The organism is Mycobacterium bohemicum DSM 44277, assembly GCF_001053185.1.
GTDB classification, from domain to species: domain Bacteria; phylum Actinomycetota; class Actinomycetes; order Mycobacteriales; family Mycobacteriaceae; genus Mycobacterium; species Mycobacterium bohemicum.
Map to the genome: position 1 here is coordinate 528,799 of NZ_CSTD01000001.1, position 15,720 is coordinate 544,518.

Below are 15,720 nucleotides of genomic sequence, written 5' to 3' on the forward strand. Positions count from 1 at the left end.
GTCAGTGTCAATCTCTTGGCCTCTGCCGTGTCGGCGCGTCGGCCGACGCGTTCGGGCCGAATCACGAAAAACGTTATACCGCAATCGAATTAGCGTCAGCCCGCCGGGGCGAGCATGTCCTTCCAGCCGTCGTCCCCGGTCTTGCTCGAGTTTTCGACCGAGTACTTGACGCCGTCGGGTCCGACCAGTTCACCGCTTTGCGGGCTGTAAACGGCCGCGGGGGGCCCGGCGGGGGAATAGACGCAGGGGTTCGGCTGCTGCCCGTTGCACTGGACGGTGCCCGATCCCGGCCGCTGCAGCACGTCGCTGACGGGAGGCGGTGTCCCCGCCACCCGGTCGGAGGGCGCGGGGTTCATGCCGTTGTCGACCGACGGCGCGGGGATCACCTGGCCCGGCTTGATCGGTTGGTCGCAGCGCGCCGCCGGCGCCGGACAGGTCAGGATCTGGTTCGGGTCGCCGTACCACGGGTTGGTGCCAAGCGGGACATAGGGCTTGGAGTCCCGGCACTCCCGGGGCGTCGCGGCGCGCTTGCCGGGCACGTCGACACACGGGAGATTGCGCGCCCCGCGCACGTCGTTCGCCGGCGTGTCTTGCGGGATCTTGCAATAGGTTCCGGACGGCATCGGAGCCAGGCTGGTACCCGCCGGCGACCGCCACTGTGGCGCGGGCAGAAAGCCGGTCAGGCACGGCGGGGGCTGGGTGATCGTCAGATGGGTCCCCAGCGACGCGTAACCGGGGAAGGGCGTCGTCACCGTCTGGCCTTCCGAAGCGCCCTGCGGATAGGCGACCAGCAGTTGCTCGACGCCCTTGTGGTAGCGCTTGAGCATGTCCAGCACGATCTCCAGGTTGGCCAGCGTCTGTGGAAGCGACTCGCGGACATCGCCGAACACGGCGTTGACCTGATCGGCGGTCGGCGCCGCCTGCGTCAGGATGCTGCGCACGTGCTGGTCGTTTTCCGCGCTCTGCGCGGCCAACGTGTCCAGATTGCGCGACCAGCGCGCGATCGAATCGCTCGACTCCACCTGACTGTCGATGAGCGGTCCGGAGTTGGCGATGATGTCGTTGACGTCGCCGATATTGGTCTTGAAGTCACCGGCGATCGCCTGTGTGGCGTCGACCAGGCGTTGCAGCGCGGGACCCAATCCGCCGACGGCTTGGGCTGTTTCGTCGAGCAGCGAGGCGATCTTGTCCTTGGGCAGCGCGGCCAGCGCGCGGTTCGCGGCGTCCAGCGCCGGCCCGATATCGGTGGGCACGGTGCCCTTGGTGATGGTTTGGCCCTCCGAGTAATACTTCCCCGGGTTGCCCGTCGACACCAGGTCGAGATACTGCTCACCGACCGCCGACACCGAGTGCACGTTCGCCGACGCGTCGATCGGGATCCTGTAGCGGTCGGAGATGCTCATGGTCACCCGGGCGCCCCGCTCGGTCGGCTCGACGTCGGTGACCTTGCCGATCGTCTGACCGCGGTAGGTGACGTTGGCCGTCTCGTAAAGGCCGCCCGACGCGGGCAGATTCGCGTGCAGCTTGTACTGACCGATCCCCGCCGCGGCCGGAAGCCGCAGGTAGTACCCACCCAGCACCACCGCGGTGATCCCGCTCAGAATGGTGAACAGGATCAGCTGGCGCTTGATGAAGGGGGTCAGCATTGCCGGTCCGCCCTTTCCACCAGTGGCCCGCCCGGTGCGTCGTTCGGGTTCGGCGTGTACCGGACGTCGGGGATCATCGTCTCGGGGTCGCGGCCCCACGATTGCTCGAGCGCGCGCAGCGCCCCTGAGAATCCCGTCCCGGTGAGCACCGCGTTGTCCACGGCGCTCATGGTGAGGTCGAGCGTGAGCGACAGGTTGAAGTAGTCGCCGCGGAACGCCTTCGGCACGGCGTCGATGTCGAACGGCCGGACGAGCATCAGCTTGAGCGCCTTGATGAGATACGGCGCGGCACGGCCGAATTCCCGCAGCGGGCATTGCAGCGCCAGAAGGTTTTGGTGCAGGTCGTTCCGCGACGCGGACAGGTATTGGTCGGCAACTCCGCTGAGCCGCCCCGTTGCGTCGACCGCGTTGATCAACAGGTTCTGTTTGTCGGCGAAATGCTTGAGCAGGGGCGGGAATTCGGTGAGGACACGATCGATGACGTCCGAGCGCGGACCCACGATTGCCAGCAGCCGGTTGGTGGAATCGATGGCCCTGGTGATGTCGTCGCTTTGCTCGTTGAGCCGGGCGGTGAACGTGTCCAGCTTGCCGAGGAAGGCGCGGATCTGGTCGCCGCGCCCGTGCACGATGTTGTAGACCTCGTTCTGCAGCACCTCGAGGTTCGGGATGCCGCCCCCGCGGATGACCATGGCGAGCGCGGCCAGCGTCTGCTCGGTCGTGGGGTAGGTGGAGGCATTGCTCAGCGGGATGGTGTCGCCGTCCTTCAGCAGTTCCCGGGACGGGTTGGGCGGCGCGGCCAATTCGATGTGCTGAGAACCCAGGAGGCTGGTCTGCCCGATCTTGGCGGTGGCGTTCTTCGGGAGCTTGACACCCTTGTCCACGCGCAGCGTCAGCGTGGCGACCCAGTTCTTCAGGTTGATCGCGCGGACCGTGCCGACAAACACGTCGGCCACCCGCACCCGGCTGTTGTCATTGAGCGCCAGCGTGTCCGGCATCTGCACGTAGATGATGTAGGAACCGGGCCCGCTGCCCGGGCCGCCCGGCATCGGCACGTTGGCGATCCCGTGCCAGCTTGCGCACGAGGACAGGGTCGCGGCGGCCACCAGCAGGGCCGACGCCTGCCAGATTCGGCGTCGGGTGCGAGTTGCCCACGCGCGCAACCGAATCGTGCTCGTCGCGCGTATCGCGCTCGTCGCACGAATCGTGCTCGTCGCGCGCCTCATGATCCCGGCCCCGTCGACGCGGCCGCCTGCGCCGGCGGCGGCCCGGCCGGCGTCGGGGCGACCGGGCCCGGGACGACGCCCGGCCCGGGCGGGGGAGGCGGGATCGGCACCTGCGGAGCCTGCACGCCGATCGGCGGCACCACCGGAGACTCGTCGTACGCGTTCGGCGGCCCCGGCGGTGTCTGCAAGCCCGACGGCGGGGGCGCGGCGTCCGCACCGCCCATCAATTCGGCCAGCGAATCCGGGGTCATCAGCCCGGCCGTGATCGGCCCCACCTGGGTGCCCTGCATGCCCGGCGCGGCGACCCAGCCGGGCTGGGTGTTGCGGTGCGACAGCGGGCCGTCGGGCACCCAGATCCCGGGCACGGTGGTGTCCTTGTAGCCGTTCGGCGGCTGCAGCCGGGGCTCGGAGTACGCGACCTCCTTGGGCAGCGTCTCGGCGGTGCTGAACAGGTTCAACCCGAAGGGCAGGTAGTTGAACTTGATCGCGTCGAGAACCGGCGCCAGGTATTGCGCACACAGCTCGGCCGACTCCTGGTAGCCCAGTCGGCTACCTGCCTGAATCATGCTGCACATGAACTGCATTGGGTTCGCGAAGTTCGGGATCGCCGGGATGGACATGACCGCGCCGTGCGACGGGTGGTAGATCTGGCTGAGGTTCGTCTCCAGCGTCGGCAGGACGTGCAGGGCGGTCTCCAGGCCGTTCAGGGGCTCGGGTTGGACCAGGGTCGTCGTCAAGGTGGCGAGGTTGTCGATGTCGTGGGTGAGCACTCCGCGGTTCTTGTCCAGGAACGGTCGCAGGGTGGTGAGCAGGCTGTCGAACCGCTGGATCGCGGTGGCGAGGTCGGTGTCGGACCCGGTCAACTTGTCGGTGAACTGGGCCAGGTTCTTGTTCAACGCGACGAACTGCTGGTCGTCTTTGTGCAGGGCGTTGACGAACTGCGCGAGGCTGTGCACCACCGCGAAGAAGTCCCCCCGCCCCTCGTTCAACGCGGTCAACGCCCGCGACAGGCTGTCCAGCGTGGTGTTGATCTGCTTGCCTTTGCCGGCCAGTCCGTCGGCGAAGGCCTCGATGACATCACCGAAGGGGCCCTTGGGCTGCTCGGGTGTCGGGCCGAGTTTGGAGATGACGTTGGCGACGCTCTGGCTCAGTTGGTCCCACTCCGTCGGCACCTGCGTGCGCTCGAGGGGGATCACCGCGTTGTCACCCATCACCGGGCCGCCTCTGTACGGTGGCTCCAACTGAATGGTGCGCGAGGCGACCAGGGTCGGGTTCAGGATCACGGCGGACGCGTTGGCCGGCACCTTGTACTTGTTCTTGTAGCTGAACGTGACTTTCATCTTGTCGCCCGCCGGCTCGATCTTGTCGACCGAGCCCACGCGAACGCCCATGATCTGGACCTTGTCGCCGGGATAGAGCGCGTTCGCCTCCGGGAAGTACGCGACCACGGTGTTGGTGGTCAGCTTGTCGTACAGCCGCAACCCGAGGTACCCGGCCAGCACGGCCAGCGCGAGGATGAGCGCCCCAACAACCTTGCGGGACCGCAGATTTCGGCTAGTGAACATCGCGCTCAATTCTGGTTACCCCCTCCCGCTGCGCCGCTGCCGCCGGTTCCGCCGGGGTTGATGAACGGTGCCGGCAAGAGGGCCCGCGGGTTGCAGGTTCTCGGTGCGCGCCCCCGGCGGCGCGTTGGCCGGCAGCGGCACGGGTGTGCCCGGGACGTCCGGGGGCGGCTGGCCCGGCCGCCCGGCGATTCCGATCCCCGGGGTCGGCGGCAGGCCGTCGGGGTTCGGCGGCGACGCCTGCACGTCGATCGGCGCGGGGAAGCTGCCGCCGAACGGTCCGACGTCTACGCCCGCACACGGCAACGGGTTTCCCGGTCGGGGCATGGCGTCACGCGGTGGCGTGTACGAACACGCCGCGCCCGGTGGGACCGCCGGCCCCGGATGGTCCGGGGTGCCCTCCAGCACCGGGGGAGCCGGCGGCGGGGCGCCGTTGGGGAACCGGGTGCCGTTGGGGTCGGGCCAGCGGAACTCGGGCAGGCCCGCGCTGCGCCAGAAGTCCTCCGGGTCGATGCCGCGCTTCTTGAAGGCCGCGTCGACGAACGGTTGCAGCATCCAATACGGCAGCAGGTTGGACAGGACGATCTTGAAGTACGGCCCCGACGCGACCGATTCCCCCAGCGATGCGGCGAATTGGCTGACGTACGTCAGCGTTTGGGCGAGGTCGTCTTTGCGGGCCACCAGCACGTCGCTGATGGCGCGCAACTGCTCCAGCACCGGATTCAGGTTGGGGTTGTCGTTGATGAGCCCCTGTACCTGTTCGGAGAAGGCGGAAACGTTCTGCAGCAGGGCGTCAATGGCCCTGCCGCGTTCGTTGAACGCGGCCAGCAGCGTCTTGGCGTTGACCAGCAGCCGGTTGACCTGCTCGCTGCGGTCGCCGAGCACGCCGGCCACCTGATGGGCCTGTGCGAGCAGGTGTTTGATCTGATCGTCGCGCTTGCCGATGGTGTCGGAGAACTTGGCCAAGCCGTCGAGGGTGGCACTGAGGTGCGGGTAGGTCTGGTCGATGGTCTGCGTCAACACGTTCAGGGACTGCTTGACGGTGTCGATGTCCCAGCCCGAGGCGGCCTTGGTGATGTCGTAGTTCGCGTCGTAGAGCTGATAGGGGGTGGTGCTCTGCCCCAGCGGCAACACGCCCCCGGCCGGCAACCTCGTGCTTCCCCGCGGCTCGATCTCGAGCACTTTCTTGCCCAGGATCGTGTCGGTCTTGATCGCGATCCGGCTGTCGGTCCCGATGGTGTTGGAGCCCAGGGTGAACTTGATCAGGACGTGGTCACCCTCGATGTCGAAGCCCTGCACCGTGCCGACATTCACACCGGAGATGCGCACCTTGTCGCCCTTGTTGAGTTGACCGGTCTCGGTGAACTGCCCGTAGTAGCTGGGACTGGCGAACATCATCGGGACGCTGGTGAAGCTCTGGCCAACGGCGACGACGATCCCGAGCACGGTGACACCCATCAGCCCGACGCGGCGGCGGTTGAATTCCGTCAGTGTCCTCATTGCGGCGTGCACCTGCCCGTGGGCTGCTGCCAGATCCGCACCGTGCGCACCGCGCCGCCGGCCTGCAGACCGTTCCACCTGATCGACAGGTCGCAGAGGTAGAAATTCACCCAGTCCCCGTAGAGGCCGATGCTGCGACCGATCAGGTTGAGCGCCGTCGGGGTCTTGTGGATCAGGTCGCCGAGCTGATCGCGCTGGTCGACCAGCGGCTGCTGGAACGCCTGCAGGTAGTTGATCTCCTTGTGCAGCAAGGCCCGATTCTCGGAGAGCAGGTCGGCGACCGTTCCGGCGGCGTTGCTGATGTGCGCGACGCCGGCGGCCAGCGGGTCGGCGTGGTTCTGCAGCCCGGTGATCAGTTTTTCGAAGTTGTCTATCGTCTGGTCGAACTCCTTGCGATGCCGGACCGTGGTGTCCAGCACGACGTTGAGGTTCTTGACCACCTCGCCGATCGCCTGGTCGCGCTCGGCGATGTGCGAGGTCAGCTGCGCCGTCTGGTCGAGGATGTCGTTGATGGTGCCGCCCTGACCCTGAAACACGTTGATGATGGCCGACGCAATGGTGTTGACCTTCTCCGGATCCAGCGCGCGGAACAGCGGCTTGAAGCCGCCGATCAGGGCGTCGAGATCGAGCGCCGGCGAGGTTCGGGAGAGCGGGATGAATCCGCCCGGCGGCAGGACCCGGTCGGCGCCCTCACCCTCGCCGCGCTTGAGCTCCAGGTAGCGGTCGGCGAACAGGTTCAGGTAGCGGATCTGGGCTGTCGTCGACTGGTAGAGCGGTATCGAGCGGTCGACGACGAAGTCCACCTGCACCTTCCGGCCGCCGTCGACCAGCCGCACCTTCTTGACCTTGCCGACCTCGACGCCCGAAGCCCGCACGAACTGACCGTCTTTCAGGCCGCTGCCATTGCTGAACTCCGCGCTGTAGCCGTTGGTGCTGTTGAAGCGCATCTGAGCGAACACCACCACGATCGAAACGGTGATCAGTGCCAGCACCAGCGAGACGATGCCGAGTTTGATAGCGGAGCTGGTGATCTTCATGGGTTGATCGTGTTGTCCCCGACTTGGCGGCCCCACACGTATTCGATCGCATACGGCGAGCCGGTATCCAGGTGGTTGTACGGCGCGAGACTGGCGCCGGTGTCCAGCACCAATTCCGGTGCGGGCCAGAGGTCGTGGGTGATCTGTTGCCAGCAGCCCGGCGCGCCTCCCGGCCCGCCGCGGGCGTTCACCCGGGGCAGGTTGTCGGGGTACACATAGGGATTCGGCGCCCCGCCGACCAGCCCGGCCAGCCCGAGGAGCCCCTGCGTGGCCACCGTGCCGGCCAGCCCGGGGAGGGTCAGTATGCCGCCCAGGGCCGACGTCAGCTCCGTCATGGTCCGCAGCGCGTAGCCGTTGCCGCCGCCCGTCGTCGCGTAGGCCGCGGGCTCTTCGTCGTAGTAATTGCGGATGGTGCAGAAGATCTCGGGGCTGTAGGTGTCGAACAGCTCGGCGGTGGGCCGCAGATCGGCGAGGCCCCGCTGCAGGTACGGCCCGCCGCGCGCGAAGATGTCCTCCCCGGTGTTGCCCAGCCCCGTCGCGGCCAGCAGCGCGTTGTCCAGTTCGCTTTCCTGCCGATGCAGCGTGCGCGCCGTGACGACCGCATGGTTCAGCGCGTCCAGCAGGTGCGGCGCGGCGTTGGAGTAGGTGTCGCCGAGGGCCGCCAACCCCTGAATGTCGCGTCGGATCTGGGGCATCTGCGGGTTGACGTCATCGAGGATGGCGTTGCCGTTGACGATCGACTGCCCGAACTTGTCGCCGAGGCCGGTCAACGCCTGGGCGGCCGCCGCCAGCGTCAGGTTGACCTTGACCGGGTCCACCTTCTCCACGATCGAGTTGAGCGTCTCGAACAAGGTGTTGAACTCCGTGGTCACCGACGTGGCATCGATCACCTGCTGCGGGCTGATCCGTTGCGGCGTGGGGTCTTTCGGTGAGGTCAACGATACGTACTTGTTGCCGAACACGGTGGTCGCCTTGATCTTGGCGTCCACGTTGGCCGGAATCAGCGCGATGTACTTCGGATTGACGTCCATGACGAACTTGGCGGCGGGCGCGCCATTGCGCTCAATCTCGGAAATGTTTGCCACTCGCCCTATCTCGACCCCGTTGTAGGTGACTTTCGATCCCGTGTCCATCACCAGGCCGGACCGGGGCGCCACCATCGTCAGGCTCGTCTTCGGGGTCAGCTCGCCCCGAAACTGCATCCACACCAACCCCAACACGATCGCCCCCACCACCAGCCCCGCCACGGCCGTCGTCTTGTACGGCGGGATCCGCGCCGGGTTTTCCTTGATTTTCGGGGCAGGGGCTGTCATTGGCGGCTACACGGGGAGGTTGAAATTGGGGCTCTTGCCGTACACCGCCATCGCGGTCAGCACGACCACGATGACGATCGTGATCAACGACAGCCGCATGGACCTGCCGACCGCTTCACCGACGCCGACCGGGCCGCCGCTGGCGGTGTAGCCGTAGTAGCAGTGCGTGGTCATCACGACCACCGCGACCAGGATCACCTCGGCGAACGACCAGCCCACATCGTTGAGGCGCAGGAAGGTGTGGAAGTAGTGGTTGTACGTGCCGGGGGACTGCCCGTAGAGGAAGACCGTGGTGACCTGCTGGGACAAGAACGCCAGGGTGATCGCCAACGCGTAGAGCGGGATGATCACCACGAGGCCCGCCACCACCCGGGTGGACGCCAGGAAGGGGATGGACCGGATGCTCATCACCTCGAGCGCGTCGATCTCCTCGCTGATGCGCATCGCGCCCAGTTCGGCCGTCGCGCCGGCGCCGACCGTGGCGGCCAGCGCCTGACCGGCGGCCACTGGCGCCACGAACCGGACATTCACCAGTGCCGCAAGGAATCCGGTGAACGCCTCGACGCCGATGTTGCCCAGCGTCGCGTAGCCCTGGATGGCGACCAGCGAGCCCGCGGACAGCGTGATGAACCCGACGATGGCGGCGGTGCCGCCGACGACGGCCATCGCGCCGGTGCCCATCCCCATCTGGGCGACCATCCGCAGCAACTCCTTCGGATACCGGCGCACGGCGAAGGGGATCTGGCCGACCGTCGACAGGGCGAACCAGATCATCTGGCCGATCTCGACGAGCAGTCGCACCGGCGCCTCCCGGTAACGCGCCCAGGGGAATCGGCTGTGCACCGGAACAGCCGTGGTGTCCTCGGGAAGTCCCGCCGCCAGGGTCATGTCAGCGTCCCGTTCCGAACCGGACGCCGATGGTGGTGAGCGCGGCGTTGACCGCGAACAGCGCGATGAAGCACAGCACCACGGTCTCGTTGACGGCGGTTCCCAGGCCCTTGGAACCGCCGCGGACGATGAGCCCGCGGTAACACCCGACCAGGCCGGCGATCAGGCCGAACGTCGCGGCCTTGACGAACGCGATCACCACCTCGGGCAGGCCGGTCAGCGCCGTCAACGTGGACAGGTACGCACCGCTCGAGACGTTCTGCAGGTACACGCTGAAGAGGTAGCCGCCCCCCAGCCCCACGGCGACAACGAGGCCGTTGAGCAGCACCGCGACGATCGTCGAGGCGACGACGCGCGGCACCACCAGGCGGTGGATCGGGTCGATGCCGAGCACCTCGAGCGCATCGATCTCCTCGCGGATGGTCCGCGCGCCGAGGTCCGCGCAGATGGCGGTCCCACCGGCGCCGGCGACCACCAGCACCGTCACGATCGGGCCGAGCTGGGTGACGGCACCGATCGCGGCACCGGCACCGGAGACGTCGGCGGCGCCGATCTCGGCCAGCAAAAGGTTGAGCGTGAAGATGAGCAGCACGGTTTCCGGGATGGACACCGCGATGGTGGGCAGCAGCGAGACCCGCATCAGGAACCAGCCGACCCAGATGAACTCACGCCATTCGAACGGCTGTTTCAGGGCCTTTCCGGTCAGCACGCACATGCGGAAGAACCCGCCGGCCACCTCCGCGCCCGGCCTGATCTTCTCGCCGAATCTGCTCGCGAGCGTGTCCGAGGTGGTCATCGGTGCGTCACATCCGCAAGTTCTGTCGCCCTCGCGAGACCGCCGGCGAACTGATCGGGAATTGAAAGAACTTCGGCTCCAGCGTATTTCGACAAGCAGCCCAGCAGCGACGGCAGCCCATGTTCGCGGCGGCGCTCGAACACGTCATCCTCCCAACCGGCGCAGTGCCGTCCACACCTGCGCCGACCTCGTCGCGACATCTGGCAACTATCGCATTAGACCGTACGGTCAGTCAACAACATGCGGGGCCGGTGCCGCCGCGCGCCGGGCCTTGATTCCGAGCGCTCCACATGACCGCGTGATCCCGTTGGAGGCGAACGATTTACGCCTTCACGTGCGAGTTGGGACGGGTTTTTGCCGCTGCGGCGGCGGTCGCCGGGTGCCCGTGCGGGTCCCGGTCGCGGTCAACCCGTCAAAGTCGTTGCCGCGGTGAGGCACTCGCGTACCACCGAGACCAAAGGGGTGGCGGGATCCGCCCACTTGCTCAGCCCGAAGCGGTCGAGCAACAGCCCGCCGAGGAATACGTCGACGAAAGCGGCGCCGACTTGTTCGGGCGTCCGCGAGTCGGCGGGATCGAACCACACCCACATCCACTCGAGCGATCCGAACAGTTGCATTGCCGCCAATTCGACGTCCACGCTTCGGAACACACCGCGGTCGATCCCCGTCCGGATCTCGTCGATCGCGAGTTTCTGCAGGCGACGTCGCAACTTCCGGACGTTTTGCATCGCCGGGTCGTCGAACAACTGGACCACCTCGCGCTGGCTTGCCACCGTCGCATCGCGGGCCGTCACCTGGAGCAACGTGGTGGCGTAAATGATCGCGGCGATGCGTTCGTGCGGGGTGGCCAATCGGCCCCAGGCCATCCGAAGCACGGCGAGCTGCCGCTCCAGATGGGTCTCTTCGAGTTCCCGCAACATCTGCGCTTTGGTACCGAAATGGTGGACGATGGTGCCCTTGGACATGCCGAGCTCGTCGGCGATGTCGCCGATATTGGTTCTCTCGTAACCACGTTCGGCGACATAGCGGACGAACGCGTCGAGGATCTCGCTGCGTCTGCCGGGCGATCTGGGCATCTTCAACCCTTCGGCGCGAACCAACCGTACGGACGGTCTATCATAACCATCGCGGCCGGGCGCTCAAGGGTGCAGCGTGCTGCAGTCCGGTGACTCAGAGGGGCCCGCGGCGCGCGCCGGGGCGCCGGTCCGGTGCGGTGACGACGTACATGTTCTCGCCGGGTCCCGGCTTCACCTCGCCGGCGGTGTAGATGGTCATGAGCTCGCTGCCGGTGCCGTCGGCCACACACACGTAGGTGTCGGTCGCCGCGTCATAGTCGAAGCTGTCCCACGCCAGCAGGAAGGCCAGGCAGTTTCCGTTCCGGTCGGTGACGACCAGCTTGTGCACACCCGATTCCTTCAACAGCTCGGTGTCCTCCTCGAATTGCGGGGGGACTTCGTTGCTGGGGACACTTAGGCTGTTTAACATATTCGACTCCCTTGGCGACGTTGCCTTGTGAGGATCATCCCCCTAAACACCGGCCCGGGCCAGGGCACTACGGCCCCTGTCAAGGGGTCGTAAGTCGCCGGGCAAACACACCGTGCCCGGATCCGGGGTCGCCCCCAGGGGTGTCCCGCGGACGTTGCTCAGCCGGTCGCGGGTGCCCGCTCCACCGGTCGCCGGCTGAGGACCTTCGGGCGCAACGCCACCAACAGCACGCCGGCGGCGAAGATCAGCGCGGTCGGCCAGGAGAAACGCCCGTCGGGGGCAAAGCCGGCCTGCGCCAGCCAATGCAGGCCGCCGGCGGCCAACAGCGCGCCGGTCAGCATCGCCGCCTCGGCCCAGCGAACGCCCAGCCGCACGCCGAACAGCGGCAGCGGCGCGGCGAAGAAGCGTCGCAGGGACCAGAGCAGAATCATCTCGAGTGCGGTCACCACGCTGAGGATGGCGATCCACTCCAGCCGGGCCAGCCACCAGGCCGCCGATCCCTCGGGCGGCTGGGGGATCAGCCCCGCGGGATAGGCCACGACCGCGACGATCACCACGGGCACCATGTGCCACAGGTAGAGGGCCATCACGTTCGTGTTGGCGGTGGCCACCACCCGCTGCACCGGACGGGGGCGCAGCACACGGTTGAGCGCCGGCGCGAGCGCCACGGCCAGACCGGCCTGCGTGCACGCGTAGGCCAGCATCGCGACGGTCGGCGGTGTCGTGTTCTCGATCTCCTGCCCCGGAACGCCGATCATGCTGACCGGGTACGGTCCCAGCCGGATCAGCAGGGCCAGCGCCACCGCCGAGCCGGCGGCCAGCGCCAGGGGCTTGCGGCCGTTCAACAGCCCGCCGTGCCAGGCGATTCCAAGCTGGTAGAGCAGTCCCCAGCACAGCAGGTAATTCAGCCAGCCGATATACGGCACGTGTCCCGCGAGCGAGACGACGTCCACGACCACGACGCCGACGGCCAGCGCCACCGGCGGCCGCAGGCCCCAGCGGCGTTGCGCCGCAATGGCAATCGGGGTCAGCGACACCACCACCACGTAGACGGCGAGAAACCACAGGTGCATGGCCACCGCCCAGCCCGCGTACTCGAGCACGGAGCCGTCGACGCCCCGGGCCTGCAGCACGACCACGACTGCCGACAGCAGCCCCACGTAGACCGCGGTCGGTCCCAGCACCCGGGCCAGGCGGTGCCGAATCCAGGCCTCGCGGGAGAACCCGTCCGAGTCGCGTCGGTGCGTCCACGACACCGCCCCGGCATAGCCGGCCACGAAGAAAAACACCGGCACCGCTTGGAAAATCCAGGTCAGCCACTGCGTCCAGGGCATGTCGAGCAGCGGATTCTCCCGGCCGAACTGGCCGTTGCGGTACGTCACGGAGCCCGCCAGCCAGTGACCCAGCACGATGAGAACCACGCCCGAAGCGCGGTAAAAGTCCACCGCGAGGTTTCGCGCCGGGGGCACGCGAGCTACGTCCTCCACGTCGGCAACGGTACCCGCCAACGGGCCTGACACCCGTCGGCGCACAATGAGCTTCGTGAAACCCGCCTCCCTCGCCGGCCTGGAAGTCGGCCGGCTCGGCCTGGGCGCGATGGGCATGTCCGTCGCCTACGCCGGCGCCGGCAGCGACGACGCCGAATCGATCCGCACCATCCATCGCGCCATCGACCTGGGCGTCACGCTGATCGACACCGCCGAGGTCTACGGCCCCTACGTCAACGAGGAACTGGTCGCCCGGGCGCTGCGCGGCCGTCGCGACCAGGTGGTGCTGGCGACCAAGTTCGGCTTGATCTCGCACACCGGCCGGCACGGCCTCGACAGCAGCCCCGCGAACATCCGCATTGCCGTGGACGGTTCGCTGCAACGGCTGGGCACCGACCGCATCGATCTCTGCTATCAGCACCGGCTCGACCGCCAGACCCCGATCGAGGACACCGTCGGCGCCCTGGCGGAGCTGGTCGCCGAGGGGAAGGTCCGGCACATCGGGCTGTCGGAAGTCGGTGTGAACACCATCCGCCGCGCCCACGCCGTGCATCCGGTCACCGCGGTGCAATCGGAATACTCGATTTGGACCAGAGACCCCGAGGACGGCGTGCTCGCGGTGCTGCGCGAGCTGGGCATCGGGTTCGTCGCCTACTCGCCGCTGGGCCGTGGTTTTCTCACCGGGGCGATTCGCTCGACCTCGGAGCTGCCCGACACCGACTACCGCAAGACCAACCCGCGGTTCGCCGACGAGAACTTCGCGCACAACCTCAAGAGCGCCGACGAGCTGCGCGAGATCAGCGCCGACCTCGGCGCCACCCCGGCCCAGGTGGCGTTGGCGTGGCTGCTGGCCAAGGGTCCGGACGTCGTGCCGATCCCGGGGACCAAGCGCGTCGCACGCCTGGAGGAGAACGTCGGGGCGGATGCCCTCGAGCTGTCGGCCGACCAACTGGCCAGGCTTGACCGGCTCACGCCGCCCGTCGGGGGCCACCACGCGGAGGCGCAACTGGCCTGGATCGACCGCTAGCCGGCTTCACGCCCGCGCCGAGGGTGCGGCCAGCTTCACGCTCGGCGCCGAGTGTGCGGCCAGCTTCACGCTCGGCGTCGACCGCTAGCCCGGCTTCACGCTCGCGGCGCCAGCGCGCCGGGCCCGTACTTTTTCTCGATCAGCCCCCACGGATCGGCGTAGGGGCCGCGACCCTCGATCCGCCGCTGCATCTGCAGCCCACACCGCAGCGTCGGTCGCAGGATCGGGCCCAGCGCGCTCAACAGGATGCGCCGGGTGCCGATGGATTCGGCGATCCAGGCCCGGCTCTGGGCCCAGGTGTGTTCCTGGAAGTCGAGGAGTTCCTGGGCCTCGGTGGTGTCGAACCAGCCGGTGAAACTCCAGCCGCGGTCGTCGGCGGGGTCGCCGGGCAGGCTGGCCGACGGGCCCAGCGCACCCAGGCCGACGGCCGTCGTCAGCTGGTCCTGAAAGTCGCTCTGCAGCAACACATATGACTCGTCTCCGCCGATGAGGAGGGTCTTGCCCGCGATCGTGGCTTCGCGGTCCACCCCGTTGGCGAAGGCCAGCGCCACGTCCCGGGCGTCGACCATGTGGATGCGGTTGTCGGCCGGTATCGAGCGCAGCAACGCCAGGTGGTCGCCGTTGATGCCGGTCTGGGTGTCGGGCGAGATGACCCCGCCCAGCCGCAGCAGGGCGTACGGCACGCCGCTGGCCCGTACCGCCTCCTCGGCCAGCACCTTGTCATGTCCGTACTGGTCGATGGGGTTGACCGGCGTGTCGGCCGTGATGCGCTCCGGGTAGCGGTACGGATTGCGCGACCCGTATACCGCGGCGCTCGATGCCATCAGGAACAGCGGCGGGCGGTCCAGCGCGGCGGCGGCCGCGAGCAGGTTTTCGGTGCCCCCAACATTGACTTTGCGGGCCAGCGCCGGATTCCGATACGACAGGGGGGAGAGGACGGCGGCGAGATGGACGATCGCCTCGGGCCGATGGGCCGCGACCACATCGCGCACGGCCTGCGCGTCGGTGAGATCGGCATAGGCCGCGATCAGCGTCCCGGGGTGGTCGCCGGCGCGCAGCTCCCGTTCCGCGGCGGCGTTGGCGTCCGAACGCAGGTCCATCGCGATCACGGTTCGCCCCCGGTCGAGCAGGATCTGCGCGCAGCGCCGGCCGATCTGGCCGAACGCGCCGGTGATCAGAACGGTGGTGACGCTCATGGCTGAGTCACCCGGCTTGCCAGCTTGGCCATCGCGTTGCGGATCCGGTCGGAGACGTAGATGGAGAACACCGGGGTGACGATATCCTCTCGCAGGCGAGTCAGCTTGGAACTCTTGATAAACCACTCGCCGGCGATGCTCTCGTAGGTCTCGTGGTAGTGGCCGAAGCCGACCAGGGTGACGCCCGGCCCGAACCGGACGACGTCCTGGAGCGCCCACACCCCGCGCGCCGTCGCCGGCGACGTGAGCTCGATTTCGGGCGCGTGGACCTGGTGCGCGGTGCGCTGCGCCGGGCGCCCGAGTGCTCTGCGGGTGAACGCGACGAAGTCGTCGGCGCCGACCATCACCGTGCCGCCGGCCTCGGACGTGTCGCTGGCGAAATCATCGGTGAACACCGATCGCCACGCCGCCCAGTCCTTGGCGTCGAGGTATCGGCAGTAGCGGGCCTTGAGCCGCTTGATCGCCTCGATGGCCACCAGTTCGGTGGCGTGAGCTGCGGTGGTCTGCTCCGTCATTGCGGCTCAATTCAGGTAGGTCGGCGAATTCCCGGGACACGCCTA

13 protein-coding genes and 1 pseudogene are annotated in these 15,720 nt (G+C 67.8%); 1 reads left to right on the forward strand and 13 read right to left on the reverse strand.

Features of this window, described 5'->3' with window-relative positions; translation table 11 throughout:
* Nucleotides 1-95: 95 nt before the first annotated feature.
* From BN971_RS02610 to BN971_RS02660, 11 genes and pseudogenes are all read right to left on the reverse strand, one after another.
* Nucleotides 96-1,646 (reverse strand): MCE family protein, encoded by a 1,551-nt coding sequence (locus BN971_RS02610; protein WP_090349766.1) that lies wholly within the window; start codon nucleotides 1,644-1,646, stop codon nucleotides 96-98.
* Nucleotides 1,640-2,869, reverse strand: coding sequence for a virulence factor Mce family protein (locus BN971_RS02615; RefSeq protein ID WP_085181008.1), 1,230 nt, complete (start codon nucleotides 2,867-2,869; stop codon nucleotides 1,640-1,642). Before BN971_RS02615 ends, BN971_RS02610 begins: the two co-directional genes overlap by 7 nt.
* Nucleotides 2,866-4,443, reverse strand: coding sequence for a virulence factor Mce family protein (locus tag BN971_RS02620; protein ID WP_085181009.1), 1,578 nt, complete (start codon nucleotides 4,441-4,443; stop codon nucleotides 2,866-2,868). Before BN971_RS02620 ends, BN971_RS02615 begins: the two co-directional genes overlap by 4 nt.
* A pseudogene (locus BN971_RS02625) lies at nucleotides 4,440-5,931 on the reverse strand (virulence factor Mce family protein). The gene BN971_RS02620 and the pseudogene BN971_RS02625 overlap by 4 nt, the downstream one beginning before the upstream one ends.
* A complete protein-coding gene (locus BN971_RS02630; RefSeq protein WP_085181011.1) occupies nucleotides 5,928-6,968 on the reverse strand; it encodes a virulence factor Mce family protein in 1,041 nt (346 codons plus the stop codon). The pseudogene BN971_RS02625 and the gene BN971_RS02630 overlap by 4 nt, the downstream one beginning before the upstream one ends.
* On the reverse strand, nucleotides 6,965-8,281 hold the full coding sequence (locus BN971_RS02635) for an MCE family protein (RefSeq protein ID WP_085181012.1): 1,317 nt from the start codon (nucleotides 8,279-8,281) through the stop codon (nucleotides 6,965-6,967). The genes BN971_RS02630 and BN971_RS02635 overlap by 4 nt, the downstream gene beginning before the upstream one ends.
* 6 nt (nucleotides 8,282-8,287) lie before the next feature.
* Complete coding sequence (locus tag BN971_RS02640) at nucleotides 8,288-9,169, reverse strand: MlaE family ABC transporter permease (RefSeq protein WP_170322099.1); 882 nt, start codon at nucleotides 9,167-9,169, stop codon at nucleotides 8,288-8,290.
* Between the two features lies 1 nt (nucleotide 9,170).
* A complete protein-coding gene (locus BN971_RS02645; protein WP_085181014.1) occupies nucleotides 9,171-9,965 on the reverse strand; it encodes an MlaE family ABC transporter permease in 795 nt (264 codons plus the stop codon).
* Between the two features lie 404 nt (nucleotides 9,966-10,369).
* The gene (locus BN971_RS02650; protein WP_085181015.1) at nucleotides 10,370-11,041 is read right to left on the reverse strand and encodes a TetR/AcrR family transcriptional regulator; all 672 of its coding nucleotides are present in this window, start codon (nucleotides 11,039-11,041) and stop codon (nucleotides 10,370-10,372) included.
* A gap of 94 nt (nucleotides 11,042-11,135) precedes the next feature.
* Nucleotides 11,136-11,450, reverse strand: coding sequence for a hypothetical protein (locus tag BN971_RS02655; RefSeq protein WP_085181016.1), 315 nt, complete (start codon nucleotides 11,448-11,450; stop codon nucleotides 11,136-11,138).
* A gap of 158 nt (nucleotides 11,451-11,608) precedes the next feature.
* Nucleotides 11,609-12,937 (reverse strand): acyltransferase family protein, encoded by a 1,329-nt coding sequence (locus tag BN971_RS02660; RefSeq protein WP_245836728.1) that lies wholly within the window; start codon nucleotides 12,935-12,937, stop codon nucleotides 11,609-11,611.
* Between the two features lie 55 nt (nucleotides 12,938-12,992).
* Between BN971_RS02660 and BN971_RS02665 the strand changes: the two genes are divergently transcribed.
* The gene (locus BN971_RS02665) at nucleotides 12,993-13,964 is read left to right on the forward strand and encodes an aldo/keto reductase (RefSeq protein ID WP_085181018.1); all 972 of its coding nucleotides are present in this window, start codon (nucleotides 12,993-12,995) and stop codon (nucleotides 13,962-13,964) included.
* A gap of 95 nt (nucleotides 13,965-14,059) precedes the next feature.
* On the opposite strand, the gene BN971_RS02670 is transcribed toward BN971_RS02665, so the two are convergent.
* Nucleotides 14,060-15,160 (reverse strand): NAD-dependent epimerase/dehydratase family protein, encoded by a 1,101-nt coding sequence (locus tag BN971_RS02670; protein WP_085181019.1) that lies wholly within the window; start codon nucleotides 15,158-15,160, stop codon nucleotides 14,060-14,062.
* The gene (locus BN971_RS02675; RefSeq protein ID WP_085181020.1) at nucleotides 15,157-15,675 is read right to left on the reverse strand and encodes a nuclear transport factor 2 family protein; all 519 of its coding nucleotides are present in this window, start codon (nucleotides 15,673-15,675) and stop codon (nucleotides 15,157-15,159) included. Before BN971_RS02675 ends, BN971_RS02670 begins: the two co-directional genes overlap by 4 nt.
* Between the last annotated feature and the right edge of the window lie 45 nt (nucleotides 15,676-15,720).